Genomic DNA, 23784 nt, shown 5'->3' with positions numbered 1-23784 from the left:
AGCGCGACGATGCGCGCGATGAGCGTATCCGCATCCTGCGCGACCTTGTCGTAGACGTCGGTCTCCATCGGCCCGCGCGTGATGGCGGATACCATCGCGCCGCCATCCTCGTTACGCACGTCGACGCTGACGTTCATCGACAGGCCCACGCGCAGCGGATGGTCCCTGAGCTGCTGCGGATCGAGCGCGATGCGCACGGGCAGGCGCTGCACGACCTTGATCCAGTTGCCGGTGGCGTTCTGCGCGGGCAGCAGCGAGAACGCCGCGCCGGTGCCCGCCGAGAAGCCCTCGACCTTGCCGCGGTACTTCACTTTGGAGCCGTAGACGTCGGCTTCGAGTTCGACCGGCTGGCCGACGCGCATATGCGTGATCTGGACTTCCTTGAAGTTCGCATCGACCCAGACCTGGTCGAGCGGGACCACGGCCATCAGCGGCGTGCCCGGCGCCACGCGCTGGCCCACCTGCACGGAGCGCTTGGCCACGTAGCCCGTGACGGGCGCCGGCAGCGTCGAGCGCGCGAACGCGAGATACGCGGCGCGCAGGTTGGCGGCCGCGCGCTGCACGTTCGGATGTTTCTCGACGGTGGTCTGGTCGGTCAGCGCCTTGTTCGAGGCGAGCTGCTCCTGCGCGGCGAGCAGCGCGGAGTCCGCGGCCTGCAGCGCGGTGCGCGCGTGGGCGATCTCTTCGCTCGATACCGCGCCCGAATTGGCGATGGCCTGGCGGCGCACGAGGTCCTCGCGCGCCTTGGCCACGTCGGCCTGCCGCATGGCCACATTGGCCGCGAGCGAACCGTTGTTGACGTAGAGCGTGCGGACCTCGCGCACGGCCTGCGCGAGCTGCGCCTCGGCCTGTTCGAGCGAGACCTGCGAGTCCGCGCGGTCCAGCTGGATCAGCGACTGGCCCGCGGTGACGAGCTGCGTGTCGTCGGCGGCGATCGAGACGACGGTGCCGCCCGCAAGCGGGGTCACCTGCACGACGTTGCCGGCGACGTAGGCATCGTCGGTGTTCTCGAAATGGCGGGCGTACAGGCCCCAGTACAGGCCATAGCCGATGCCGGCCACGACCACCGCGGCGGTCAGGGCGATCAGCAGTCGCTTGCGCTTGTTGTTGTTGCCATTGCCATTACCGTTGCCGTTATTGTTGGCGGGTGCGGCGGATTGCGCGTCGGTGCTCATATCGGTCTCTTGCGTGTGCGGTGCGTGTGTGGGTTCGCCGGGATCAGCCATGCGTCGGTTTTGGCGCGGCCTCGGGGGCCGCGTAGCCGCCGCCGAGCGCCTTGACCAGGCCGATCTGGAGGTCGAGCCGGCGTGCCTGCAGGTCTGTGGCGAGGCGGCGCTGCTGCAGCACCGTGCTCTCGGCATTGAGGACCGTGAGCTGCGTGCCGAGGCCCGCCTTGTAGCGCGTGGTGGCGAGCGAATACGCGTGCTCGGCCAGATCCAGCGCCTCGCGCTGCGTGACGATCTGCTGATCGACGCTGCGGATGCTCGTCACCGTGTCCGCGGTTTCGCGCAGCGCATCGACGAGCGTCTGGTTGTAGCTGGCCACCGCGATGTCGTACTGCGCGTAACGGCCCTTGAGGTTCGCGCGCAGCCGGCCGCCCGCGAAGATCGGCAACTGCACCGCGGGGCCGAAGCCGAACGTGCGGCTGATGCCCATCAGCAGGTTGGACGGGTCGAGCGATGCCACGCCCGCGTAGGCGCTGAACGTGATGTCCGGCAGGAATTCCTTGCGCGCGACGCTCACGTCGCCGGCCGCGGCTTCCACGCGCCAGCGTGCGGCCACGATATCGGGACGGCGGCCCAGCAGGCCGATGGCGAGGTCGTCGGGCAGCGTCGGCGTGGCGTGCGCCAGCAGCGTGGGCTTTGCGATCCGCAGGCCGCGGTCGGGGCCCTTGCCGAGCAGCGCCGCGAGCTGGTTGCGCGCGAGCGCGATGTCTTCGTCGATGCGTTGCAGGTCCGTCTGCGCGGCCGCGACCGTGCCGCGCGCCTGGGTGGTTTCCACCTGCGTGTCGAGGCCCGCGGACAGCCGCTGGCGCGACAGCTCGGTCAGGTCGCGGCGCTGGGCGATGGCGCGCTCGGCGACGTCGCGCTGCGCGTACAGCGCGGCCAGCCGGTTGTAGTTGCGTGCGATGGCCGTGGAGAGCAGCAGCCGCGAAGCCTGGCTTTCCGCTTCGGCCGCGCGGTCTTCGGAGAGCGCCGCTTCCAGCGCCGCGCGGTTCTTGCCCCAGAAGTCGAAATCGTAGTCGAGCCCGAACTGCATGCGCGAGGCGTTCTGCCACGAACCCGCGAGGGGCGTGCCCTCGAACAGATCGGTGGACGAGAAGCGCTGGCGCACGATGCTGCCTTCGAAGTCGATGCCCGGGTACAGCGCGGCGCGCGTGGCCATGGCCATCGCGCGCGAGGCCTGCACGCGCGCGAACGCGGCCTGCAGGTTCGGGTTGTCGTGCGTGGCCTCATCGACGAGCGCGCGCAGCTGCGGGTCCTGGAACTGATCGACCCAGTCCTGCGACGGCCACTCGCCATGGCCGGGCGCAAGTACCTGCGACGCGCCTTGCGCGAGCGCGTCCGGCGAGGTCATGGTCTGCGTGCTCTGGGCATCGCCGAATGCGGCGCACCCGGCGACGATCGACACCGCGAGGGCGGCCAGCACCTTCAATGCGGTGGAATGGACTGGCTTCATGATTTGGAGAGGTCCTGATGGTTGTCGATCACGCGCTGGAGCAGGCCGCGCAGCGTTTCGATTTCGGCCGTGGTGAATCCTTCGAAATGGCGCCGGAGCACGCCGCAGTAGATCGCGGGCAGCTTGGCGACGAGGGCCTCGCCTTCCGAAGTCAGCGAGAGGTCCACGACGCGGCGGTCGTCGTCCCGGCGTGTGCGGGCAATCAGGCCGCGCTTCTCGAGCCGGCTGAGCAGGCGCGTGACGGAACCGGCATCGGTGCCGAGTTCGCGTCCAAGGTCGGTCACCGTTCGCGCCGCTCCCTTGGCGAGCATCATCAGGCAGCTGGCCTGCGGATGCGTGATATCGAGGTCGCTGACTTCCTGCTCCACGCTATAGGCAAGGTGGCTTTTGGCGCGCGCGAGCACGTAGCCGATACTGCGGCCCATTTCATAGCGGTCGGGATCGAACGGATCGGTCGAGGAGGGGGGAGGTGCCTGAGATGTCATTCATTGCCACGGCAAAGGTTGCCGGGGCAAATGTATGCATGTGATGCCAACGCTGCAATGGCCGCAATTCGATATTGCACGGTTCGCAATAAAATGAACTGACCTGTCTGACAACCGGCGTCTGCACGGGTCCGCAGCGATTCATCGCATTCTTGCGCTGCAGCATGCTAGAATGTCGGGTTATTTTTAGAACGCTCCGAATTCGGGGGACGCCTCATGACCCGCGCTATCCGCAACATCGCCATCATCGCTCACGTCGATCATGGCAAGACCACCCTGGTCGACCAACTCCTGCGCCAGGCAGGCACCTTCCGCGAAAACCAGCAAGTCGCGGAACGCGTGATGGATTCGAACGACCTGGAAAAGGAACGCGGGATCACGATCCTCGCGAAGAACTGTGCCGTCGAATACAACGGCACGCACATCAACATCGTCGATACCCCGGGACACGCGGACTTCGGCGGTGAAGTGGAGCGTGTGCTGTCGATGGTCGACGGCGTGCTGCTGCTGGTGGATGCCGTCGAAGGCCCGATGCCGCAGACGCGCTTCGTCACGCGCAAGGCGCTGGCCCTCGGCCTGAAGCCGATCGTCGTGATCAACAAGATCGACCGTCCGGGCGCGCGTCCGGAGTGGGTGATCAACCAGACGTTCGACCTGTTCGACAAGCTCGGCGCGAGCGACGAGCAGCTGGATTTCCCCGTGATCTACGCCTCGGGCCTGAACGGCTACGCGGGCCTGACCGACGCGGTGCGCGAAGGCGACATGAAGCCGCTGTTCGAGACCGTGCTGGACAAGGTGCCCGTGCGTGACGACGATCCGGACGGTCCCCTGCAGCTGCAGATCATCTCGCTCGACTACTCGAGCTACGTCGGCAAGATCGGCGTGGGCCGTATCTCGCGTGGCCGCGCGCGTCCGCTGCAGGACGTGGTGGTCAAGTTCGGTCCGGAAGGCAACCCGATCAAGGGCCGTATCAATCAGGTCCTGAAGTTCGTGGGTCTCGAGCGCGAGATCGTGCCCGAGGCGGAAGCCGGCGACATCGTGCTGATCAACGGCATCGAGGAACTGGGTATCGGCTGCACCGTGATGGCGCCGGATGCGCAGGACGCGCTGCCGATGCTGAAGGTGGACGAGCCCACGCTGACCATGAACTTCTGCGTCAACACGTCGCCGCTGGCCGGCCGTGAAGGCAAGTTCGTGACGAGCCGCCAGCTGCGCGAGCGTCTGGACCGCGAACTCAAGTCGAACGTGGCGCTGCGCGTGGCCGATACCGGCGACGACACGATCTTCGAAGTGTCGGGCCGTGGCGAACTGCACCTGACCATCCTGCTGGAAAACATGCGCCGCGAAGGCTACGAGCTGGCCGTGTCGCGTCCGCGCGTGGTGTTCAAGGACATCGGCGGCGTCAAGCACGAGCCGTACGAGCTGCTGACCGTGGACGTGGAAGACGGCCACCAGGGTTCGGTGATGGAAGAGCTGGGCCGCCGCAAGGGCGAACTGCTCGACATGGCATCGGACGGCAAGGGCCGTACGCGTCTGGAGTACCGGATTCCGGCGCGCGGCCTGATCGGCTTCCAGGGCGAGTTCCTGACGCTGACGCGCGGTACCGGCCTGATCAGCCATATCTTCGACGACTACGCGCCGCTGCGCGAAGGCGGTCTGGGCGATCGCCACAACGGCGTGCTGATCTCGCAGGACGACGGCGATGCCGTGGCCTACGCGCTGTGGAAGCTGCAGGATCGCGGCCGCATGTTCGTGAAGCCGGGCGATGCGCTGTACGAAGGCATGATCATCGGTATCCATAGCCGCGACAACGACCTCGTCGTGAACCCGATCAAGGGCAAGCAGCTGACCAACGTGCGCGCGTCGGGTACCGACGAAGCCGTGCGTCTGGTGCCGCCGATCCAGATGTCGCTCGAGTACGCGGTGGAATTCATCGCCGACGACGAGCTGGTCGAGATCACGCCGAAGAGCATTCGTCTGCGCAAGCGCCATCTGAAGGAGCACGAGCGCAAGCGTGCTTCGCGCGAAGGCGCGTAAGCGATCGCGTCAGCGATAACAACCCTCTCCGATGGAGAGGGTTTTTTTTATGGCCTTTTTTACGAGAGCGCCAAAGCAAAAAGCCGGAGATCCTTGCGGATTCCGGCTTTTTTAAATTCGCTGGTGGGGCGTGAGTGACTCGAACACTCGACCTACGGATTAAGAGTCCGCTGCTCTACCAACTGAGCTAACGCCCCAACGAAGACAGCGATTATAGCAGCGTCCGAAGAACGCGCAACCCCTCTCGTGCATTTTTTCTGATTACAATGCGCGCCATGCACGCTCGTGTCCTGCGCTATCTCGATGAAGTGGTTCGCCGCGGTTCGATCCGTCAGGCGGCCGTGCATCTGCACGTCGCACCCACCGCGATCAACCGGCAGATCCTCGACCTCGAGGCGGAGCTCGGGGCGCCGTTGTTCGAGCGCATCCAGCGGCGGCTCGTGCTGACGCCGCTCGGCGAAATGGTGGTGGCCCACGCGCGGCAGACGCTGCGCGAACACGAGGCGCTGCGCGCGCGGATTGCGGACATCCGGCATGCGCGGCGCGGTGTGGTGACGGTCGCGGTCACCGCGGCCCTTGCCGGGGCCTGGATGCCATCGCTCGTGCACGACTTCCGGCAGCGGCATCCGGGCATCGCGGTGCGCGTGGCCGACCTGCCGGTCGAGAGTATCCTGCGCGCGGTGGAGGAGGGCGACGCCGACATCGGGCTCGGCTACGACCTGCCCGATCTGCCCGCGTTGCGCATCGTCGCCGGCAGCCACTGGCAGATCGGCGCCGTGGTCGCGCCCGGGCATCCGCTGGCGGGGCAGGTCTCCGTGCAGCTGGCCGAGTGCGCGGGATATCCGCTGCTGTTGCCGGCGCCATCGCTCTCCATTCGCGCGCTGATCGATGGCGCGTTTGCAGCGGCGGCGCTCGAGGTGGTGCCCGTGGTCGAGTCGACGTCGATCGAGCTGTTGCAGCGGCTTGCCGCGGCGGGCAGCGGTGTGGCGTTGCTCAATCCGCTCGATGTGCGCGAGGCGCGGGCGCACGGCAGCGTGGTGTACGTGCCGTTGCGCGATGCGGGGCTGCCGCGGCAGACGCTCCGGCTGGTGACCCGCGCGCGCGGGGTGGCGAGCCCTGCCGCGCAGCTGATGGCCGAAGCGATGGCGGCGGCCATGGCCGTTCTGGAGCGCTGAGGACGAGGGGTCGGCCGGCGCGGAGGTGTGCGCATTTTGTGGACACCTCGCGCGAAAATCGGCGCTTCCTTCGGCGGCGTGCATGGGCCTAGACTGTGGCCATCATTGCCCAGCGAGTTTCGTCATGCCCCTGATTCTGCAAAACGCCGATGTGCTCGTCACGATGGACGCGGAACGCCGCGAGATTCCGCGCGGCGCGCTGGTGGCCGATGGACCGTCGATCGTATGGGTCGGCCCCACGGACGCGCTGCCGCGCGAATGGCGCGAGCGTGCCGACGCGGGCGGTGCCGAGGTCATCGACATGACGGGCCACGTGGTGATGCCGGGCCTCGTCAACACGCATCACCACATGTACCAGAGCCTGACGCGCGCGGTGCCCGCCGCGCAGGACGCGGAGCTGTTCTCGTGGCTGACGAACCTGTATATGATCTGGTCGCATCTGACGCCCGAGATGATCGCGGCATCGACGCGGACGGCGATGGCCGAGCTGATGCTGTCCGGCTGCACGACGACCAGCGACCACCTGTATCTGTATCCGAACGGCGCGCGACTCGATGACGCGATTGGCGCGGCGCACGAGATGGGGATGCGCTTCCATGCGGCGCGCGGTTCGATGAGCGTCGGCCAAAGCCAGGGTGGGCTGCCGCCCGACGTCGTGGTGGAGCAGGAGGCCGCGATCCTGCGTGACAGCCAGCGCCTGGTCGAGCAGTATCACGATGCCTCGCGGCACGCGATGCTGCGCGTGGTGCTGGCGCCGTGCTCGCCGTTCTCGGTATCGCGCGACCTGATGCGCGAGTCCGCCGTCATGGCGCGCCACTATGGCGTCTCCCTCCACACGCATCTGGCCGAGAACGACAACGACGTTGCGTACTCGCGCGAGCGCTTTGGCATGACACCGGCCGAATATGCCGAAGACCTCGGCTGGGTCGGCCATGACGTATGGCACGCGCACTGCGTGAAGCTCGACGCGCCCGGTATCGCGCTGTTCGCGCGCACGGGAACCGGCATCGCGCATTGTCCGTGCTCGAACATGCGGCTGGCTTCCGGCATCGCGCCGATTCGCGCGATGCGCGATGCGGGGGTGCCCGTGGGGCTCGGTGTCGATGGCAGTGCCTCGAACGACGGGGCGCATATGCTCGGCGAGGCGCGGCAGGCGATGCTGTTGCAGCGTGTCGGCCATGGGCCGGCGGCAATGAGCGCGCGCGAGGCGCTGGAGATCGCCACGCTGGGCGGTGCACGGGTGCTCGATCGCGACGATATCGGCGCGCTGGCGCCGGGCATGTCGGCCGATGTCGTGGCGTTCGACATGTCGGGCGTGGGCTATGCGGGCGCGGGGCACGATCCCGTGGCGGCGCTGGTGTTCTGCACGCCGGGCACGGTGGCGACGAGCGTCATCAACGGCCGGGTCGTGGTGCGGGACGGCGTGTTGCGGACCGCGGACCTGCCTGTGGTGCTCGCCGATCATCGGCGGCTGGCGCGGACGCTGTTCGAGCGTGCGCAGGCGCATTGACGATTGATGTGCGGCAGGAATGCAAAAAGCCGGGACCTTTTCAGGTTCCGGCTTTTTTAAATTCGCTGGTGGGGCGTGAGTGACTCGAACACTCGACCTACGGATTAAGAGTCCGCTGCTCTACCAACTGAGCTAACGCCCCAACGAAGAACGAGATTTTATCATCAATTTTGCGCTTGTCAAATCCCGGGCAGAAAATACACGCGCATCCATGACAACGACACATAGGTATGCAAAGACGACCTGTGATGGCACGTATCGCACGCCCGAACGTCATGCAATCTCGGCGCGAGTTGGGGGTCTTCGCACACGACTTGGGGCGAGCCATGTTAGGATGCTTCTCCACTTGCATATGGAGGGCTGTGATGATGGAAATCAAATTCCAGGAGCAAGAGCGCTACGACATCAATAACGAGGGACTGCTGTTCCATGCGCTCGTCGATGGCGAGCAAGTGACGTGCGTGGTGACGCGCGAAGCGCTGTGGGAAGGCTTCAGTGCCGACCAGGTGCTGTCACTGGAAGAAGCATTCCGCGCAGGTCGCGAGACCATCGAACGCGCGGCGGTAGTACTGATCGAGCAGGGCGTGCCCCAGCCGATCGTCGTGAAACGCGCACACGTGGCGCCGGTGTAAGACGCGCAGTCTTGCGCCGCTGGTGGCGCCGGGTCGTCGTAGCGATTCGGCAGGCACCGACGACGCGACCCTCCTGCGCCGGCATCGGCCCCGGTTCTCTATCGGGCCAGCCGGCGTACCTTCACAGAGGTTTATCCCCCCTGATGTTTTCATCTTCCGACGCACGGTAATCCGGGCCGCCGGGACGGCTTGCGCATTCCTCGAAGATGCGTACGTGGCATTGCGCACAGATCTCGGGTGAAAGCCGGGCAATGATCGTGTGCAGCGCCTGCCGCTTGGTCGGGAACACGTGGTCGGGTCCGAGCTTGTCGGCAAAGCCGGTCTGCGCCCACGTCTCCAGCACCTGCGTGCGTGGCCGGTGGAAGTAGAGATCGCCGCCCGCCGCCCGCCGCTCCGCGAGTTCCGATTCCCACATCTCCGCGCCGGCCAGATCGATAAAGTTCATGCTCTTGGTCATCGCGAGCAGATGCGTCTGACTGGCATCGACTGTGCGCAGCCAGTGCAGGCGGTCGGTCACGTATTGCACGGCGCCGAAGAAGATCGCACCCTCCATGCGCAGCAGCTTGAGCTGCGGGCATTCGGGTTGCGGGCGATGGAGCTCGTCGAGGGGCGTGAAGCGGCGGCCCGGATCGTCGGCGTCGGGCACGAGGCTGCGGACCGCGGGGCGCGACGTGCGGTAGAGATAGGCCACGAGCGACAGGATCGTGCCGAGCAGCACGGCCATTTCGAGCCGGATGACGAGCGTGGCGGCGAACGTGCCGATGGCGATCGCGAACTCGATGCGGGACAGCCGCGCGATACGTCGCAGGCGCGCGATATCGAGCAGCCCCCAGGCCACGAGCAGCAGCATCGCGGCGATGGCCGCGTGCGGAATCTGCGCGAGCAGCGGGGCGCTGACGAGCACGAGCACCACGAGCAGCAGCGCCGAGAACACGCTCGCCATCGGCGTCTGCGCGCCGGCTTCGAAGTTCGGCATCGAGCGGTTCAGCGAGCCGCACGAGATATAGCTCGAGAACAGGCCGCCCGCGATATTCGACAGCCCCTGGCCGATGAATTCGCGGTTGGCGTCGATATGCTGGCCCGAGCGCAGCGCCACCGCCTTGGCGATGGAGATCGACTGGCCCAGCGCGACGATCGTCAGCGCGGACGCGATGCCGAGCAGGTCCGGCAGCGTGCGCCAGTTGAGATCCGGCAACTGGAACGGCGGGAAGGCCGATGGGATCGGGCCGATCACGTTCACATGGCGCGGATCGCCCCAGCCGCTCGCATTGAGCGACAGCGCGGCCGCGTAACCCGCGAGCAGGCCGATCAGCATGAACGGCAGGCGGCGCGACACGCGGCGCACCGCGAGCGTGACGCCTAGCGTGATGGCGCCGACCGCCACCGCGTTCCAGTTGATGGTGTCGAGGTTCTCGAACAGGAAGCGGACGACCCCGAACGCGCTCGTGCCGGTGGGCACGGCGAGTCCGAACAGGTCCTTGAGCGCATAGAGCGCGATCAGCGTGGCGGCGCCGCACGTGAAGCCCAGCAGCACCGACGGCGAGATAAAGTTGGCGAGCGAGCCGAGGCGCAGTACGCCCACCGCGAGTTGCAGCAGACCGACGAGGATCGTGACCGCGAGCGCGAGCGCGATATATGCGGGGCTGCCCGCGAAGGCGACGGGACTCAGCATCGCGAACAGGGCGAGCGAGTTCGCGTTGGTCGGCCCCGACATCACGTGCCAGCTGGAGCCGAACAGCGCGGCGACGATGCAGGGCACCACCGCCGTGTAGATGCCGTACTGCGGCGGCAGGCCGGCCAGCGTCGCGAACGCGACCCCCTGCGGCAGCACGAGCACCGCGCCGAGCAGGCCGGCGATGAGGTCCGCGCGCAGCGTCAGCGGCGTGATGCGTCGCGCCCATGGAAACAGGCGGGGGACCACGCCCCGCAGACCGCGATCGCCAGCCGCGGGCATCATGCGAGGTCGAGCGTCGCCACTACCGGCGTATGGTCGGAGGGCTGCTCCCAGCGGCGTGGTTCCTTGTCGATGGCGCACGCGGTGCAACGGCCGGCGAGTTCGGGCGACAGCAGGATATGGTCGATGCGCAGGCCCGCGTTGCGGCGGAAGCCCATCATGCGGTAATCCCACCACGAGAACATCTTCTCGGGCTGCTCGAACATGCGGAACGCATCGACGAGGCCGAGCGCGACCAGCGCCCTGAACGCATCGCGCTCCGGTGGCGAGACGAGGTTCTGGCCTTCCCACTTGGCGGGGTCGTGCACGTCGCGGTCCTCGGGGGCGATATTGAAGTCGCCGAGCAGCGCGAGCTTCGGGTAGCGCGCCATCTCCGACTGGATCCACGGCGTGAGCGCGCGCAGCCAGTCGAGCTTGTAGACGAACTTGTCCGAGTCCAGCGCCTGGCCGTTCGGGAAATAGGCGCTGATCAGCCGCACGTCGCCGTAGGTCGCGGCGACCACGCGCTGCTGCGTGTCCTCGAAGCCGGGGATATTGCGCACGACATCGACGGGACCGGGCATGCTGCCGTCGCGCGCGACGATGGCCACGCCGTTGTAGGTCTTCTGGCCCGTGTACACGCTGTGGAAGCCGGCATTCTCGAGTTCGGCCAGCGGGTACTTGTCGTCGGGGAGTTTCAATTCCTGCAGGCAGAGCGCGTCGATCGGCGTACCGGCCGCGTCCTGCGCGGCGAGCCACTGTAATACCTGGGGCAGACGGACCTTGAGGGAATTGACGTTCCAGCTGGCGATTCGCATGGGTGGGGGGAGTGCGGATGGAATGCCGCGATTGTACTATTCGTGCCCGCCCGAGTCGTTCCCCCCCGCACCGTCGCTACCCGCGAGATCGAGGCCGCCCTGTCCGACGAGATCGTAGCCGTCGAGGATGGCGTAGGCGATTTCCGGATGCCGTTCCATGCTGCGGCGGATGGCGGCTGGAATGTTCTGCTTGGTCTTGCGGCAGAGGCCCGGCTGGTCGGCGAGCTGGATATGGATGCCGCGCGTGGTACGGACCTCGCGCGCGCTCGGCGTGATCGTCACGACGATGCCGAGCTGGGCGTGCATGCGTTCTTCCATCTTGCGCAGGTCGGCCAGGCTCGAAAGATTCTCGAGCCTGTCGACGAGGCGCTTCTCTTCCTCGCGCGTGAGCCGCAGGATGCGGAGGTCCGCGTTCGGATCCGCGAGGAGCGCTTCCCGGTCGCACACGCACGCGCCCGGGGGACACTCGGTGCGGATCGGGAAGGGCAGGTTCATGCGCGGAGCATGGGGCGGTTACGCGGAGACGCCCTCGGCCATGCCACCGTGACGCAGCAGCGCGTCGATCTGCGGCGCGCGGCCCCGGAACGCGACGAACGATTCCATCGCCGGGCGGCTGCCGCCCACGGACAGGATCTCGCGGTGGTAGCGCCGGCCCGTTTCGCCGTCGAGCACGCTGCCGGACAGCTGCGCCGCTTCCTCGAACGCCGCATAGACGTCCGCGGACAGCACTTCCGCCCACTTGTAGCTGTAGTAGCCCGCCGCGTAGCCGCCCGCGAAGATATGGCTGAACGTGTTCGGCCAGCGCGACAGCGGATGCTGCGGCACCACGTGCACGCGGTTGTTGATCTCGCGCGACAGCTCCAGCACCGTCTTGCCGCCCTGCGGGTCGAAGTCGGTGTGCAGATGCATGTCGAACGACGAGTACACGATCTGGCGCAGCGTCATCATGCCGTTCTGGAAGTTCTTGGCCGCGAGCATGCGATCGAACAGCGCGCGCGGCAGCGGCTCGCCCGTCTCGACATGCTGGGTCATGCCGGACAGGACTTCGTACTCCCAGCAGAAGTTTTCCATGAACTGCGACGGCAGTTCCACGGCATCCCATTCCACGCCGTTGATGCCCGACACGCCGAGGTCGCCCACCTGCGTCAGCATGTGGTGCAGGCCGTGCCCGAACTCGTGGAACAGCGTGATGACTTCATCGTGCGTGAACAGCGCGGGCTTGTCGCCGACCGGCGCGGAGAAATTGCAGGTCAGGTAGGCCACGGGCGTCTGCACGGTGCCGTTGTCGCGCTCCTTGCGGCCGCGCGCGTCGTCCATCCACGCGCCGCCACGCTTGCCTTCGCGCGCGTACAGGTCGACGTAGAACTGCGCGAGCAGCGCGCCCTGCGGATTGACCACGCGGAAGAAACGCACGTCCTTGTGCCAGGTCTGCGCCTGATCGGGTTCGATCCGGACCGTGAACAGTTTCTCGATCACGCCGAACAGGCCTTCGAGCACCTTCTGCTCCGGGAAGTACTGCTTGACCTCGTGCTCCGAGAACGCATAACGCTGCTGGCGCAGCTTTTCGGAGGCATAGGCCACGTCCCACGGCTCGATCGTGTTCAGGCCGAGCTCGCTGGCCGCGAACGCGCGCAGTTCCGCCCAGTCCTTCTCGGCGTACGGGCGGGCCTTGACGCCGAGTTCGTCGAGGAAGCGCAGCACGTCGGCCGGCGATTCGGCCATCTTCGGCACGAGGGAGACCTCGCCATAGTTGGCGTAGCCGAGCATCTGCGCTTCTTCGCGGCGCAGCGCAAGCTGGTCGCGCATGTTCGCGGTGTTGTCCCACTCGTCCTTGCCGCTGCCGTACTTCGCGCCCAGCTCGGACGCGCGCGTGACGCTGGCTTCGTACATGGTCTGGCGCAGCGCGCGGTCGTCCGCGTACTGGAGCACCGGGAAGTACGACGGGAAATGCAGCGTGAACTTCCAGCCGGGTTTGCCGTCCTTCTGCGCGGCCATGGCCGCGGCTTCCTTCGCGTCCTCGGGAATGCCGGCCAGGCGCGATTCGTCCTCGACGAACAGGCCGTAGGCATTGGTCGCGTCCAGCACGTGGTCCGAAAAGGCCTTGGACAACTGGGCCTGTTCTTCCTGGATCTGCGCGAAGCGGGGCTTGCGGTCCTCCGCCAGCTCGGCGCCGCCCAGGCGGAAGCCGCGCAGCTCGTTCTCGAGCAACTGCTTGCGCGCGGGGCTCAGGCCCGCGAATTCGGGGCCGGCGGCCACGGCCTTGTACTTGTCGTACAGCGCGAGGCTCTGGCCCAGCGACGACCAGAACTCGGTCATGCGCGGCAGGTTGTCGGCATGCGCCTTGCGCAGTTCCGGGGTGTCCGCGACGGCGCTCAGGTGTCCGACGACGCCCCAGGCGCGGCCGAGGGGTTCGGTCGCGGCTTCCAGCGCCTCCACGGCATCGCGCCATGTGGCGGGCGTGGCGGGGTCTTCGGCGCGATCCACGGCGGCCTGGGCCTGCGCGAGCAGTACGTCCAGCGCGGGTCCGATGTGCTCGGGGCGGATCTCGGCGAACCGCGGCAGGTCGGTGAAGTCGGCCAGGGGATTGTCTTGCAGGGAGGTGACGTCTTTTTCCATGGCGGTTCTCACGAATATTCGGTGACGGCGTTGCTTCGGTGAAGGCCGCCTCGGGCGGCGGCACCTATGTGCAAGATGAGGCCTTCGCGGCGAAATTTCCAGTATGCGTTTTCAATCGGGCCGTTAGCCGGCCCGGGGGCGTCAGGCCCGCGCGGCGTCCGCGACGCGTTCGGCGGCTTCCAGCGTGTTGACGAGCAGCATCGTGATCGTCATCGGGCCTACGCCGCCCGGCACCGGCGTGATGTAGCCGGCCACCTCGCGCACGCCCGCGAAATCGACGTCGCCGCACAGCTTGCCGGCATCGTCGCGGTTCATGCCCACATCGATCACGACCGCGCCCGGCTTCACCATGTCCGCGGTCAGGATATTGCGGCGGCCCACGGCGGCCACGACCACGTCGGCATCGCGCGTGTGCGCGGCCAGATCGCGCGTCTTGCTGTTGCAGATGGTCACCGTGGCGCCGGCCTGCAGCAGCAGCATGGCCATCGGCTTGCCGACGATGTTCGACGCGCCGATCACGACCGCGCGCGCGCCGCGCAGCGGGTACTGGACGGACTCGAGCATCTTCATGCAGCCGTAGGGCGTGCACGGGCGGAACAGCGGGGCGCCGGTCATCAGCGCGCCCGCGTTGGCGACGTGGAAGCCATCGACGTCCTTCTCGGGGGCGATGGCCTCGAGGACCTTGTGGCTGTCGATGTGCTTCGGCAGCGGCAGCTGGACCAGGATGCCGTGGATCTTCGGGTCGCGGTTCAGCGCGTCGATACGCGCGAGCAGGTCGGCTTCCGAGAGGTCGGCCGGATACCGGTCCAGCGACGAGTGGAAACCGTTGTCCTCGCAGGCCTTCACCTTGTTGCGCACGTAGACCTGGCTGGCCGGGTCCTCGCCGACCAGTACCACGGCGAGGCCGGGCTGGTGACCGCGTTCGGTCAGGCGGGCGGCGCGCTGGGCGGCTTCGGTTCGGATGTGTTTGGCAAGGGCGTTGCCGTCGATCAGTTGAGCGGACATGGATGTGCTGGGCTGCTGAGGGTGAGTCGGGGCGTCGAGCGTCAAGGCGTCTTGGGGGCGACGAGCGGCGCAATGGGCGAATTATAAGGGTTCGCCCGCCTGTTCGTGGCCGCGGCGGCGCGCGTGCAAAGTTCTGTGAAGAATCGCGGCGGCATGGGGGTTGAACCGGAGAATGACTTCCACGCGCCGGAAGGTTCTGGCGCGTGTTATCCCAGACCACAGTGATACTAGTGAGGATTAGTGATGCATAACGTCAATCAGATTCGCAAGATGAGCCGTCAGCAGGCGCATGGCGTGGTGGGCGGCAACGATGGCGCTTCCGCGCCGGCTGCCCAGAGCCGCGCGCGCGCGCAGGCCCGCAGCTCCACGGTCGTGAACGTCTACGTTCGCCGCGGCAAGTGGGGTTGATGCGCCGGCGCGCGTCGTGACGCCGGGCGCGCCGTGGCGGGGAGGGACATGCTAGCGCCTCTTCGCCGCGGCCGCCCGGCGGGTCCGATCCCTCCCGCTTGGGTGGGAGGGATCGGCGTTGATCTGGTGGTTGCGACATTGAAAGTGATGCAGATATCTCTCGCGATATCGCTTGGCATGGGAATGACCGGCGAGGCGGTGCAAGACAGGCTCCGGCGCGGTGCCACATGGGCACAGGCGCAATTCTGGGCACGCGCCGACGTCGGCCTGATGATGCGGCTCTGCCGTCTGCCCCTGATGCCTGGCGCGCGGGCCATGCGCGATCGCGTGCGTGGCATGACGTGCGAGCGCCTGCGTCGCGACGTGGCGGGCGTGTTTGGCGGGATGCGATACGCCGCGGCCATGCGTCAGCGCATAATGCTGGATTCCGCGGTCTGCAGCGCGGCGCCCAGTCTGATGCCGATGCTCGAGGATTGCGCCGCGCAGCTGGATGCGGCCGTGCGGCATGCTTCCCGCCGGGGCGGGCCGCCGGTGCTGGCGCCCCTCCATATGTGTTCCGATATCGCCGCGACGGTGGTGGCCGCGCTGGCCGCGCCACGGCGCACGCATGTGTTCTCGATCTATGGGCAGGACCGCATCGGCTTCATGGAGGCCGCGCATCTGCGCGCGCATGGCATCACCGTGCTGCAGCATCCGCCCGACGCACCGCCCGCCGCCCATCGCGCGATCATGCGCGAGCTGAGGGACGGCGCGGCGAACCTCGTGATTTTTCCCGACATCCTGCCGCAATTCTCGGAAGCCTATCTGGGCTATCCGATGCGCACGCGTTCCGTGCGGATGTTCGGCCGGCAGGCACGCCTGCATGTCGGCGCCGAGAGTTTCGCGCGCATGGCGGGCGTCGGCATCCTGCCGTTCTACGTCTACTGGCGCGGCGACCGGCTGGCCATCCGCATCTTCGATGCCTGCGACGACCTCGACGGTATCGCGCGCTGCCTGGAGCAGGCGCTGCGCGCGCATGGCGACCAGTGGCTGCTCTGGCATTTTTCCTCCCTGTTCTACTTCAACGACAGCGCGGAGCGTCGGGCATGACTTCACGCACCATCACACGCACGATGTTCGGCGCCGTCAAAGGGCTGCATCCGATCGAACCCGTCTATCAGGGCGAGACGTCGGAGTGTGGCCTCGCCTGCCTGGCCATGCTGCTGCAATCGCTGGGGCGCGAGGTCACGCTGGCGGACCTGCGCGCGCGGCATGGGGCGCCGCTGCTGGGCATGTCGCTCGCCGATCTTGCCGACGCGCTGGCGGCGCATGGCGTCGCGGCGGATCCGGTCTGCTTTCCCGGCGACGCGCTGCGGGAGCTGCCGTTGCCCGCGATTCTGCATGTGGGCGGCAATCATTTCGTGCTGGCCATGCGAGGCGGCGGCCATCGCATGCAGGTATTCGACCCGGCGGTGGGCATGCACGTGATGCACGCCTCGGAACTGGCGAGCGTGGCGACCGGCTACGCGCTGGTGCTCGACGAAACCGTCCGGCCGCAGCCGCGGACGGCCGACAGCCGGCGGCGCGCGCGTATCGACATGCTGGGGCTGGCCGGCGGCGCGCGGCTGCTCGCGCTGATGATCGGCGCCGGGCTGCTGGCGTTCCTCACGCCGCTGTTCGTGGGGATGACTGTCGACTGGATGCTCGATCGCGAGAACCTCGATCTCTACGAGAACGTCGCGCTTGCCTATGTGCTGGCGCTCGTGGGTGTCTGCGCGTTCGATCGCCTGAGTGCGCGCGCGATGCATCGGCGCTGCGCGGGTACCGGCACCCATGCGATGACCCACGGATTCGGTCAGTTGCTCGACAACCGCCTGCGCTATTTCTCGCGCCGCAAGCCCGGCGATATCGTCGAGCGCCTCGTGGCGTTTGGCGAAGCCGCGCGCGATCGGACGCAGCTCGGCAATGCGTTGCTCTGCGCGTCGGCGATCTCGGCGGTGACCGTCGCGGTCATGGCTTGGCTGCAGCCGGCGCTCGCGCTCGTGAGCGTGGCCGGCATGATCGTCACGGGGGTGCTGACGCAGCGCTACGTGATGCAGGCGCAGGTCATTCGCGTCGAGGACGAGGTCTCCGGTGCCGAGCAGCGCCAGTTCCTGCTGGAGAGCGTGCAGGGCATTACGGCGCTGAAGTCGGCCAATATCCAGCACGCGCGCGGCATTGCCTTTACGCGGCTCGCGCAGCGCGTGACCGCGGCATGGCGCGCGGGGGCGGACCTCGAACTGCGGCAGCGCACGGCCTACACGCTTGTTGGCGGCGTGGAGCTGATGATCACGCTGGGCATTGCCGGCCGGGCCATCATGGCCGGCGAACTGACGTTCGGCGGGTTCTACGCGTTTGCCTTTCTGCGGCAGATGGCCATCGGTGCCGTGGGCCAGATCTACGGGGCATGGCTGTCGATGCGATCGAACCGCGTGGCCGAAGCGCGCGCGCAGGACATCTTCGAGCATGACAAGGATGCGGGCGCGGGGCACCGCGGTGGCGCGGACGAGCCCACGCCAGAAGTGCTTGGCGTGCAGGGGCTCTGCATGCGGCACGACGGCGGTGAAGCGCTGCTAGACAACCTGTCGCTGGAAGTCCGGCGCGACGAGAAGATTGCGATCATCGGGCCGTCCGGCGCGGGCAAGACCACGCTGCTGACATTGCTGTCGGGGCTCGAGCGGCCCGGCGCGGGCAGCGTGCGCATCGATGGGGCCGAGGCGGCGGACTGGGCGGCGCTGCGCGCGTACTGCTACCTGCAGACGGCGTTCGATACGCTCTTCAGCGGTTCGGTCGCCGACAACATCACGATGTTCGCGGCCAGGCCGGAGCTCGGCACCTGCGCGCGCATCGCGGACGAGCTTGGACTGGCCGCGCGGCTCGCAAGCCTGCCCGCGGGCCTGGCGACCGTGATCAGCGAGGCTACCGCATCGCTCTCGGCGGGCGAGCGCCAGCGGCTGCTGGTGGCGCGCGCGCTGTACGCGCGTTCGCCGGTGCGCATCTTCGACGAGCCGACGGCGAACCTCGACGACGTGAGCGCGGGGCAGGTCATGCGCGCGATTACCGCTGGCGAGGGCGTGGCCATCGTCGTCACGCACGATCGCAGCCTGCTGCCGCTGTTCGATGCGGTCTACGAATTGCGCGCGGGCGCCTTGCACTGCGTGCACCGCTTCGCGCATCGGCGGGCGGGCTGATGCGCGGTATCGGAGAACGGGGATGTGGGGCGGTGACGAATACATGATGCGCGCGTTCTGTCGGCCGGCATTCGGCCGCGCGTTGACCGGCATGGTGACGGTCGCGGTCATGGCCGTCGTGGCGGTCGCGGGCGTGGCGGGCGTGGTGGCGTGGCACAGGCTGTCGTCCGCCACGGCGCCGATGCCGCTGGCGGTGGCGACGCGCGGCGATATCGAGGAGACCGTGCTCGCCACCGGCACCATCGTGCCGCTGCGGCAGGTCAATGTGGGGGCGCAGGTCAGCGGTCAGCTGAAGACGCTGGCCGTGCGTGTGGGAGACCGCGTCGAACGGGGGCAGTTGCTGGCGGAGATCGATCCGGTGCTGCAGCGGAACGAACTGAAGCGTGCGGAGGCGGCGCTCACGCATGCGGAGGCGCAGCGGTCCGCGCAGCTGGCGCAGCTGCGCCAGCATCGGCTGGCGTGGAAGCGCGAGCTGGCGATGCGGCAGACCGAGGCCAATACCGAAGCCGATCTCGATGTCGCGCGCGCGCAGGCAGAGACGAGCGCGGCGAACGTTGCCGCGCTCGAGGCCACGGTGCGGCAGGCGCGCATCGCGGTGGAGTCGGCGGCGGCGAGCCTGGCCTATACCCGCATCGTCGCGCCGATGGATGGGCAGGTCATCTCGGTCACCGCCGAGGTGGGGCAGACGCTCGTGGCGGTGCAGTCGGCGCCGACCATCCTTGTGCTGGCCGATCTGGACGAGATGCTCGTCAAGGCGCGGATCTCGGAGGCGGACGTGGTGCGTGTGCGTACGGGGCAGGGCGGATGGTTCTCCATCCTCGGCGCACCGCAGCGCAGGGTTCCGGTCGTCCTGCGGAGCATTGCGCCCGCGCCGGCGGTCTCGCCCGGTGGCGACGTGCCGGCCGCGAGCGGGCAGGGCGGCGCGATCTACTACCACGGTGAATTCCTGGTGGCCAACGGCGACCACGCGCTCAAGCCGTCGATGACGGCGCAGGTATCCATCGTCACGGGCCGCGCGAACGGCGCGGTGCGCGTGCCGGCGGCCGCGGTAAGCGGTCCCGACGCGCACGGGCGCCATACGGTGCAGGTGGGGCGACGCGGCGCGGAGGGCCGGATCGCGGGATGGGAGACCCGCGAGGTGGAGATCGGGCTGAGCGATCATGTCTGGGTACAGATTCTTCGCGGCGTGGAAGAGGGCGAGGCGGTCATGGTGGAGCCGCTGGCTGATGTGCAGGCCGACGTGCGGGCGGAAGCGCGTGCGGACGCGCGGGCGGAGGCGTGGACCGAAGCGAGGCCCGAAGCGCGGATCGAAGCGCGTACAGATGCGTGGCCCGTGGCGCGGAGCGAAGCGCGGACCGAGGCGCAGACCGAAGCGCGGGCCGTGGCGCGGGCCAAGGCGCGGATCGAAGCGCGTACAGACGCGTGGACCGTGGCGCGGACCGAAGCGCGGGCCGAGGCGTGGGCCGAGGCGCGTGCAAACGCGCGGGCCGACGTGCGGATCGAAGCGCGGATCGAAGCGCGTCCAGACGCGTGGACCGTGGCGCAGACCGTAGCGCGGGCCGTGGAGTGGACCGTAGCGCGGGCCGAGGCGCGAACCGTGGCGCGGGCCAAGACGTGGGCCAAGACGTGGGCCAAGACGTGGGCCGAGCCGTGGGCCGTGGCGCGTACAGGTGCGCGGGTCGAGGTGGGGGCAGGACGGCGGACAGAATCGCGGGGGCAGGCGTGAGACGGCCGCTGCTGGAGCTGCGCGGCGTGGCGCGCGCGTACGAGACCGTGTCGGACCGCGCGGGCAAGGTTGCTGGCGCGCGGACCATGGCGCTGCAGCCGCTCGACCTCGAAATCCACGCGGGCGAGATGGTGGCCATCGTCGGCCGGTCCGGATCGGGCAAGACCACGCTGCTCAATCTGCTCGGCTGCCTCGACCGGCCGACCGAAGGCACCTACCGGATCGGCGGACGCGATACGCGCCGGCTCGATGCCGACGCGCTGGCCGCATTGCGCCGCGACACGTTCGGGTTCGTGTTCCAGCGTTACGACCTGCTGCCGGCGCTGACCGCGCTGGAAAATGTCGAGATGCCGGCGATCTATGCGGGCATCCGGGCCGACGTGCGTCGCAAGCGCGCCTGTCAGCTGCTCAGGCGCCTGGGCCTCGGGCAGCGCCTTGCGCATCTGCCGTCGCAGCTGTCGGGCGGGCAGCAGCAACGCGTCAGCATCGCGCGCGCGCTGATCAATGGCGGCTCGGTGATCCTGGCCGACGAGCCGACCGGCGCGCTCGATCGCGCGAGCCACGAGGAGGTGCTCCGGCATCTGCGAGCGTTGCATCGGGAAGGCCATACGATCGTCATCGTGACGCATGACCCCGACGTGGCGGCCGTGGCGGAACGCGTGGTCGAGCTCTGCGACGGCCGCGTGATTGCCGACCGGCGCGTGGCGCCGGGCCCCGCGCTGACGGCACGCACGGACGGCCCCGCGCGAAACGGCACGAAGCCGCCGGTACGCGGGGAATCGGTCATCTCGCTCGCGCGCCTGCGCGTATCGCTGGCCATGGCATGGCGCGCCATGACCAGCCATCGGCTGCGCGCCGCGTTGACGATGCTGGGCATCGTCATGGGCATCGCGGCCGTGATTCTCGTCACCGGCCTCGGCGAAGGCGCCAAGCGGCGCGTGATCGACGACCTGCGCGCACTGGGCGCCCATACCGTCGATATCTTTCCGGGCAAGGACTGGAACGACGACGACGCGGCGGGACGCCGCGTGCTGGGCGAGACCGACCTGCCATTGCTGGCGATGCAGCCCTATGTCGATAGCGTCAGCCCGGTCGTGGCCGGTTCGGCGACGGCGCGCCGCGGCAGCCGGTCCGTGCGCGTGACGCTGAGCGGCGTGGGCGCCCGGTTCTTCCGTGCCTCCGGGGCAACGATGGCGTCCGGCACCGCGTTCTCCGCCAGCGACGTATTCCGGCACGCGCAGGTCATCGTCATCGACGACACGCTCGCGCGGCGCCTGTTCGGCAAGGATCGCGATCCGGTCGGCGAAACCGTGCTCGTCGATCAGGTGCCGTGCCGCGTGATCGGCGTGGCGCGAACGCGGAAGGCGCTGTTCGCCCCCGAACCCGCGCCCGAGGCGTGGCTGCCGTACACGACGCAGATGTACCGGTTTCAGGCGCGCGACTACTTCGATGCGATCAAGGTCCGGCTCAAGCCCGGGCAGGGCGCGTGGCCGCCGCGCGATCTGGAACGCATCCTCACCAAGCTGCACGGCCGCAAGGATTTCTTCATCATGGTCAGCGACCACTTCGTCAAGAAGGTGGAGGCGATCGCCGGCACGCTGACGCTGCTGGTATCGGCGGTGGCGCTGATCTCGCTGGTCGTCGGCGGCGTGGGCGTCATGAACATCATGCTGGTGGCCGTGAGCGAGCGCACGCGCGAGATCGGTATCCGCATGGCGGTCGGCGCGCGGCGCGCCGACATCCGCCAGCAATTCCTGATCGAGGCCGTGCTGCTGTGCCTGACCGGGGCGCTGGCGGGCGTGGCGTTCGCCTGGTGCATCGGCATGCTGATCGGGCGCCTGCAGAACGAGATCTCGATGGTGTTCTCGCCCTGGGCGGTGGCCGGGGCCTGCGCCACCGCAATTGCCGTTGGCGTGGGATTTGGCTACGTGCCCGCGCGCAATGCGTCGCGGCTGGTGCCGGTCGTGGCGCTCGCGAGGGGATAAGGCGATGCGGCGTTCGGCCCGGCCGCTCAGGCTCGTCGCGCTAGCCCTTGCCATGGCCTGTACGGCCTGTGGGAGTCTGCTGCGCACTCCGTATGAAACGCCTGCATCCACGCTGCCGCCGGCATGGGACGCGCCCGTGCCGGCCGGCGCGACGCAGATGCGCCCCGACGCACGCTGGTGGCGCGCATTCGGCGACGCGCGGCTCGATGCCCTGATCGAGCAGGCACTCGAGCGCAATGCGGATCTGGCGCTCGCCGGCCTGCGCATGTACCGCGCGCGGCTCGAAGCGGGCGCCGAGGACGCGCGCGGCATGCCCTCGCTGGACCTGCGCACCGGCGCGAGCACCAAGCGCAACCTGAAGCACGGCGGCTCGAGCGTGCGTGGCTACGAGGCCGGACTCGCGCTCAGCTACGACGTGGACCTGTGGGGAAAACTGGCGCGCACGCAGGAGGCCGCCGCATGGCGCGCGGCGGCGAGTGCCTTCGATCTGCAGGCGACGAAGCTCGCGCTCGTCGGCGAGGTGTCCACGCTGTACTGGAGCATCGCCGAGCTCAACACGCGCATCGCGCTGGCGCAGGCCGACCTCGCGGACGCGGAGCGGGTGCTCTCGCTGACGCGCGCGCGCAGGCAGGCAGGGGCGGGGAGCGCGATCGAACTCGCGCTGGCGGAGCGCGATACGGCGGCGACATCGGCGGCGCTGGAGCGCCATCTGCGGCAACGCGATACGCAGCGCCTGACGCTGGGCAAGCTGCTGTCGGCACCCGTGGCGGCCGAGGCCGCCGCGGCCTATACCCTGCCGAGCGCCGATCTGCCCGAACTGGCGCCAGGGCTGCCGGCCACGGCGCTCGCGCGGCGGCCGGACGTGGCCGCCGCCGAGACCCGCATGCGCGCGACGCTCAATCTCTACGATGCGAGCATCGCCGATTTCTACCCGAAACTGACGCTGACCGCCGATGCCACGGGCCGCAGCAGCGACCTCGGTCAGCTGTTCTCGAATCCGTTCGGAACGCTCGGAGGCGGCCTGATGATGCCGCTGCTCAAATGGCAGGCATTGCAGATGGCGTCCGATATCGCGCGCGTGAACCACGACGAGAGCGTGACGACGTACCAGAAGACGCTGTACGCGGCGCTCGTGGAGGTGAACGAGGCAATGGTGGAGCGCGAGAGCCTGGGGCGCGAGGCGGGGGAGGTGCGTGCCGCGCTGGACGCGGCCACGCGCGCGGAAGCGCTGAGCATGGCGCGTTATGTGGCGGGCAAGGGAACGTTGCGCGCGGCGCTCGACGATGGGCGTGCGCGCCGCGAGGCGAGCGCCGCGGCGCTGACCACGCGCGTGAACCAGCTACGCGCGCAGATGACGCTGTTCCGCGCGTTGGGGGGCACGGAGGAGATGACGGATCCGCGGGGCGCCGCCCCCCGGCGGCCCGCGCCGCGCGGGGCCCCCGGGGGCCCCGCGCGCAGGGGTGGGGGGGCGGCGCGGGGCGGCCGCGGCAGACGCTCCGGCTGGGGACCCGCGCGCGCGGGGTGGCGAGCCCTGCCGCGCAGCTGATGGCCGAAGCGATGGCGGCG

The 23784-nt window shown here is 68.5% G+C and carries 18 protein-coding genes and 2 tRNA genes; 10 read left to right on the top strand and 10 right to left on the bottom strand.

The genetic code is table 11. From position 1 onward, the window contains the following. The 3 genes from AAHB16_RS31840 to AAHB16_RS31830 form a co-directional block, all read right to left on the bottom strand. Positions 1–1175 (bottom strand): HlyD family secretion protein (locus AAHB16_RS31840; protein ID WP_342052858.1); only part of this gene is annotated, 1175 nt, incomplete at its 3' end. A 43-nt stretch (positions 1176–1218) separates the two neighbouring features. Continuing rightward, positions 1219–2679, bottom strand: coding sequence for an efflux transporter outer membrane subunit (locus AAHB16_RS31835; RefSeq protein ID WP_342052857.1), 1461 nt, complete (start codon positions 2677–2679; stop codon positions 1219–1221). Beyond that, on the bottom strand, positions 2676–3164 hold the full coding sequence (locus AAHB16_RS31830; protein WP_342052856.1) for a MarR family winged helix-turn-helix transcriptional regulator: 489 nt from the start codon (positions 3162–3164) through the stop codon (positions 2676–2678). Before AAHB16_RS31830 ends, AAHB16_RS31835 begins: the two co-directional genes overlap by 4 nt. 216 nt (positions 3165–3380) lie before the next feature. Between AAHB16_RS31830 and typA the strand changes: the two genes are divergently transcribed. Further along, positions 3381–5201: a translational GTPase TypA gene (gene typA, locus AAHB16_RS31825; protein WP_150371382.1), complete on the top strand. Its 1821-nt coding sequence runs from the start codon at positions 3381–3383 to the stop codon at positions 5199–5201. 121 nt (positions 5202–5322) lie between these two features. On the opposite strand, the gene AAHB16_RS31820 is transcribed toward typA, so the two are convergent. After that, positions 5323–5398 (bottom strand) — tRNA-Lys (locus AAHB16_RS31820). A 78-nt stretch (positions 5399–5476) separates the two neighbouring features. Here AAHB16_RS31820 and AAHB16_RS31815 point away from each other — a divergent pair. Continuing rightward, positions 5477–6376 carry a LysR substrate-binding domain-containing protein gene (locus AAHB16_RS31815; protein ID WP_342052855.1) on the top strand — a complete coding sequence of 300 codons (900 nt, stop codon included), beginning with the start codon at positions 5477–5479 and terminating at the stop codon, positions 6374–6376. Positions 6377–6500: 124 nt separating this feature from the next. Continuing rightward, the gene (locus tag AAHB16_RS31810; protein ID WP_342052854.1) at positions 6501–7886 is read left to right on the top strand and encodes an 8-oxoguanine deaminase; all 1386 of its coding nucleotides are present in this window, start codon (positions 6501–6503) and stop codon (positions 7884–7886) included. A 66-nt stretch (positions 7887–7952) separates the two neighbouring features. Here AAHB16_RS31810 and AAHB16_RS31805 read toward each other — a convergent pair. Next, a tRNA-Lys gene (locus AAHB16_RS31805) sits at positions 7953–8028 on the bottom strand. Positions 8029–8254: 226 nt separating this feature from the next. Between AAHB16_RS31805 and AAHB16_RS31800 the strand changes: the two genes are divergently transcribed. Further along, on the top strand, positions 8255–8518 hold the full coding sequence (locus AAHB16_RS31800) for a DUF1488 domain-containing protein (RefSeq protein ID WP_109582625.1): 264 nt from the start codon (positions 8255–8257) through the stop codon (positions 8516–8518). A 121-nt stretch (positions 8519–8639) separates the two neighbouring features. Here the strand turns inward: AAHB16_RS31800 and AAHB16_RS31795 are convergent, their stop codons facing one another. The 5 genes from AAHB16_RS31795 to folD all read right to left on the bottom strand — a co-directional run bounded on the left by AAHB16_RS31795 (position 8640) and on the right by folD (position 14890). Further along, on the bottom strand, positions 8640–10475 hold the full coding sequence (locus tag AAHB16_RS31795) for a SulP family inorganic anion transporter (RefSeq protein ID WP_223851408.1): 1836 nt from the start codon (positions 10473–10475) through the stop codon (positions 8640–8642). Next, positions 10472–11269: an exodeoxyribonuclease III gene (xth, locus tag AAHB16_RS31790; RefSeq protein WP_150371385.1), complete on the bottom strand. Its 798-nt coding sequence runs from the start codon at positions 11267–11269 to the stop codon at positions 10472–10474. The genes AAHB16_RS31795 and xth overlap by 4 nt, the downstream gene beginning before the upstream one ends. 36 nt (positions 11270–11305) lie before the next feature. After that, positions 11306–11764 carry a hypothetical protein gene (locus tag AAHB16_RS31785; RefSeq protein ID WP_150371386.1) on the bottom strand — a complete coding sequence of 153 codons (459 nt, stop codon included), beginning with the start codon at positions 11762–11764 and terminating at the stop codon, positions 11306–11308. Positions 11765–11782: 18 nt separating this feature from the next. Beyond that, the gene (locus AAHB16_RS31780) at positions 11783–13885 is read right to left on the bottom strand and encodes a M3 family metallopeptidase (protein ID WP_150371387.1); all 2103 of its coding nucleotides are present in this window, start codon (positions 13883–13885) and stop codon (positions 11783–11785) included. A 141-nt stretch (positions 13886–14026) separates the two neighbouring features. Further along, positions 14027–14890 (bottom strand): bifunctional methylenetetrahydrofolate dehydrogenase/methenyltetrahydrofolate cyclohydrolase FolD, encoded by an 864-nt coding sequence (gene folD, locus AAHB16_RS31775; protein ID WP_150371388.1) that lies wholly within the window; start codon positions 14888–14890, stop codon positions 14027–14029. Between the two features lie 243 nt (positions 14891–15133). Between folD and AAHB16_RS31770 the strand changes: the two genes are divergently transcribed. From AAHB16_RS31770 to AAHB16_RS31745, 6 genes are all read left to right on the top strand, one after another. Then, positions 15134–15298, top strand: a complete 165-nt coding sequence (locus tag AAHB16_RS31770; protein WP_342052853.1) for a hypothetical protein — start codon at positions 15134–15136, stop codon at positions 15296–15298. 198 nt (positions 15299–15496) lie between these two features. Beyond that, positions 15497–16387: a hypothetical protein gene (locus tag AAHB16_RS31765; RefSeq protein WP_342052852.1), complete on the top strand. Its 891-nt coding sequence runs from the start codon at positions 15497–15499 to the stop codon at positions 16385–16387. After that, a complete protein-coding gene (locus tag AAHB16_RS31760) occupies positions 16384–18507 on the top strand; it encodes a peptidase domain-containing ABC transporter (protein WP_342052851.1) in 2124 nt (707 codons plus the stop codon). The genes AAHB16_RS31765 and AAHB16_RS31760 overlap by 4 nt, the downstream gene beginning before the upstream one ends. Positions 18508–18529: 22 nt before the next feature. Beyond that, a complete protein-coding gene (locus AAHB16_RS31755; protein WP_342052850.1) occupies positions 18530–20233 on the top strand; it encodes an efflux RND transporter periplasmic adaptor subunit in 1704 nt (567 codons plus the stop codon). Continuing rightward, complete coding sequence (locus tag AAHB16_RS31750; protein ID WP_342052849.1) at positions 20230–22218, top strand: ABC transporter permease; 1989 nt, start codon at positions 20230–20232, stop codon at positions 22216–22218. Before AAHB16_RS31755 ends, AAHB16_RS31750 begins: the two co-directional genes overlap by 4 nt. A gap of 4 nt (positions 22219–22222) precedes the next feature. Then, a complete protein-coding gene (locus AAHB16_RS31745) occupies positions 22223–23764 on the top strand; it encodes an efflux transporter outer membrane subunit (RefSeq protein WP_342052848.1) in 1542 nt (513 codons plus the stop codon). The last annotated feature ends 20 nt before the right edge of the window (positions 23765–23784 follow it).

Source organism: Cupriavidus sp. OTU4054, from assembly GCF_038440175.1.
GTDB classification, from domain to species: Bacteria; Pseudomonadota; Gammaproteobacteria; order Burkholderiales; family Burkholderiaceae; genus Cupriavidus; species Cupriavidus pauculus_D.
Note: the sequence above shows the minus strand (reverse complement) of the source record. Positions and strands in the feature narration are given on the sequence as shown.

Bases quoted from the DNA above. Each gene is read 5' to 3' on its own strand.
- AAHB16_RS31835 (WP_342052857.1), bottom strand. From the start codon at position 2,679: ATGAAGCCAGTCCATTCCACCGCATTGAAGGTGCTGGCCGCCCTCGCG.
- AAHB16_RS31830 (WP_342052856.1), bottom strand. From the start codon at position 3,164: ATGACATCTCAGGCACCTCCCCCCTCCTCGACCGATCCGTTCGATCCC.
- typA (WP_150371382.1), top strand. From the start codon at position 3,381: ATGACCCGCGCTATCCGCAACATCGCCATCATCGCTCACGTCGATCAT.
- AAHB16_RS31815 (WP_342052855.1), top strand. From the start codon at position 5,477: ATGCACGCTCGTGTCCTGCGCTATCTCGATGAAGTGGTTCGCCGCGGT.
- AAHB16_RS31810 (WP_342052854.1), top strand. From the start codon at position 6,501: ATGCCCCTGATTCTGCAAAACGCCGATGTGCTCGTCACGATGGACGCG.
- AAHB16_RS31800 (WP_109582625.1), top strand. From the start codon at position 8,255: ATGGAAATCAAATTCCAGGAGCAAGAGCGCTACGACATCAATAACGAG.
- AAHB16_RS31795 (WP_223851408.1), bottom strand. From the start codon at position 10,475: ATGATGCCCGCGGCTGGCGATCGCGGTCTGCGGGGCGTGGTCCCCCGC.
- xth (WP_150371385.1), bottom strand. From the start codon at position 11,269: ATGCGAATCGCCAGCTGGAACGTCAATTCCCTCAAGGTCCGTCTGCCC.
- AAHB16_RS31785 (WP_150371386.1), bottom strand. From the start codon at position 11,764: ATGAACCTGCCCTTCCCGATCCGCACCGAGTGTCCCCCGGGCGCGTGC.
- AAHB16_RS31780 (WP_150371387.1), bottom strand. From the start codon at position 13,885: ATGGAAAAAGACGTCACCTCCCTGCAAGACAATCCCCTGGCCGACTTC.
- folD (WP_150371388.1), bottom strand. From the start codon at position 14,890: ATGTCCGCTCAACTGATCGACGGCAACGCCCTTGCCAAACACATCCGA.
- AAHB16_RS31770 (WP_342052853.1), top strand. From the start codon at position 15,134: ATGCATAACGTCAATCAGATTCGCAAGATGAGCCGTCAGCAGGCGCAT.
- AAHB16_RS31760 (WP_342052851.1), top strand. From the start codon at position 16,384: ATGACTTCACGCACCATCACACGCACGATGTTCGGCGCCGTCAAAGGG.
- AAHB16_RS31755 (WP_342052850.1), top strand. From the start codon at position 18,530: ATGTGGGGCGGTGACGAATACATGATGCGCGCGTTCTGTCGGCCGGCA.
- AAHB16_RS31745 (WP_342052848.1), top strand. From the start codon at position 22,223: ATGCGGCGTTCGGCCCGGCCGCTCAGGCTCGTCGCGCTAGCCCTTGCC.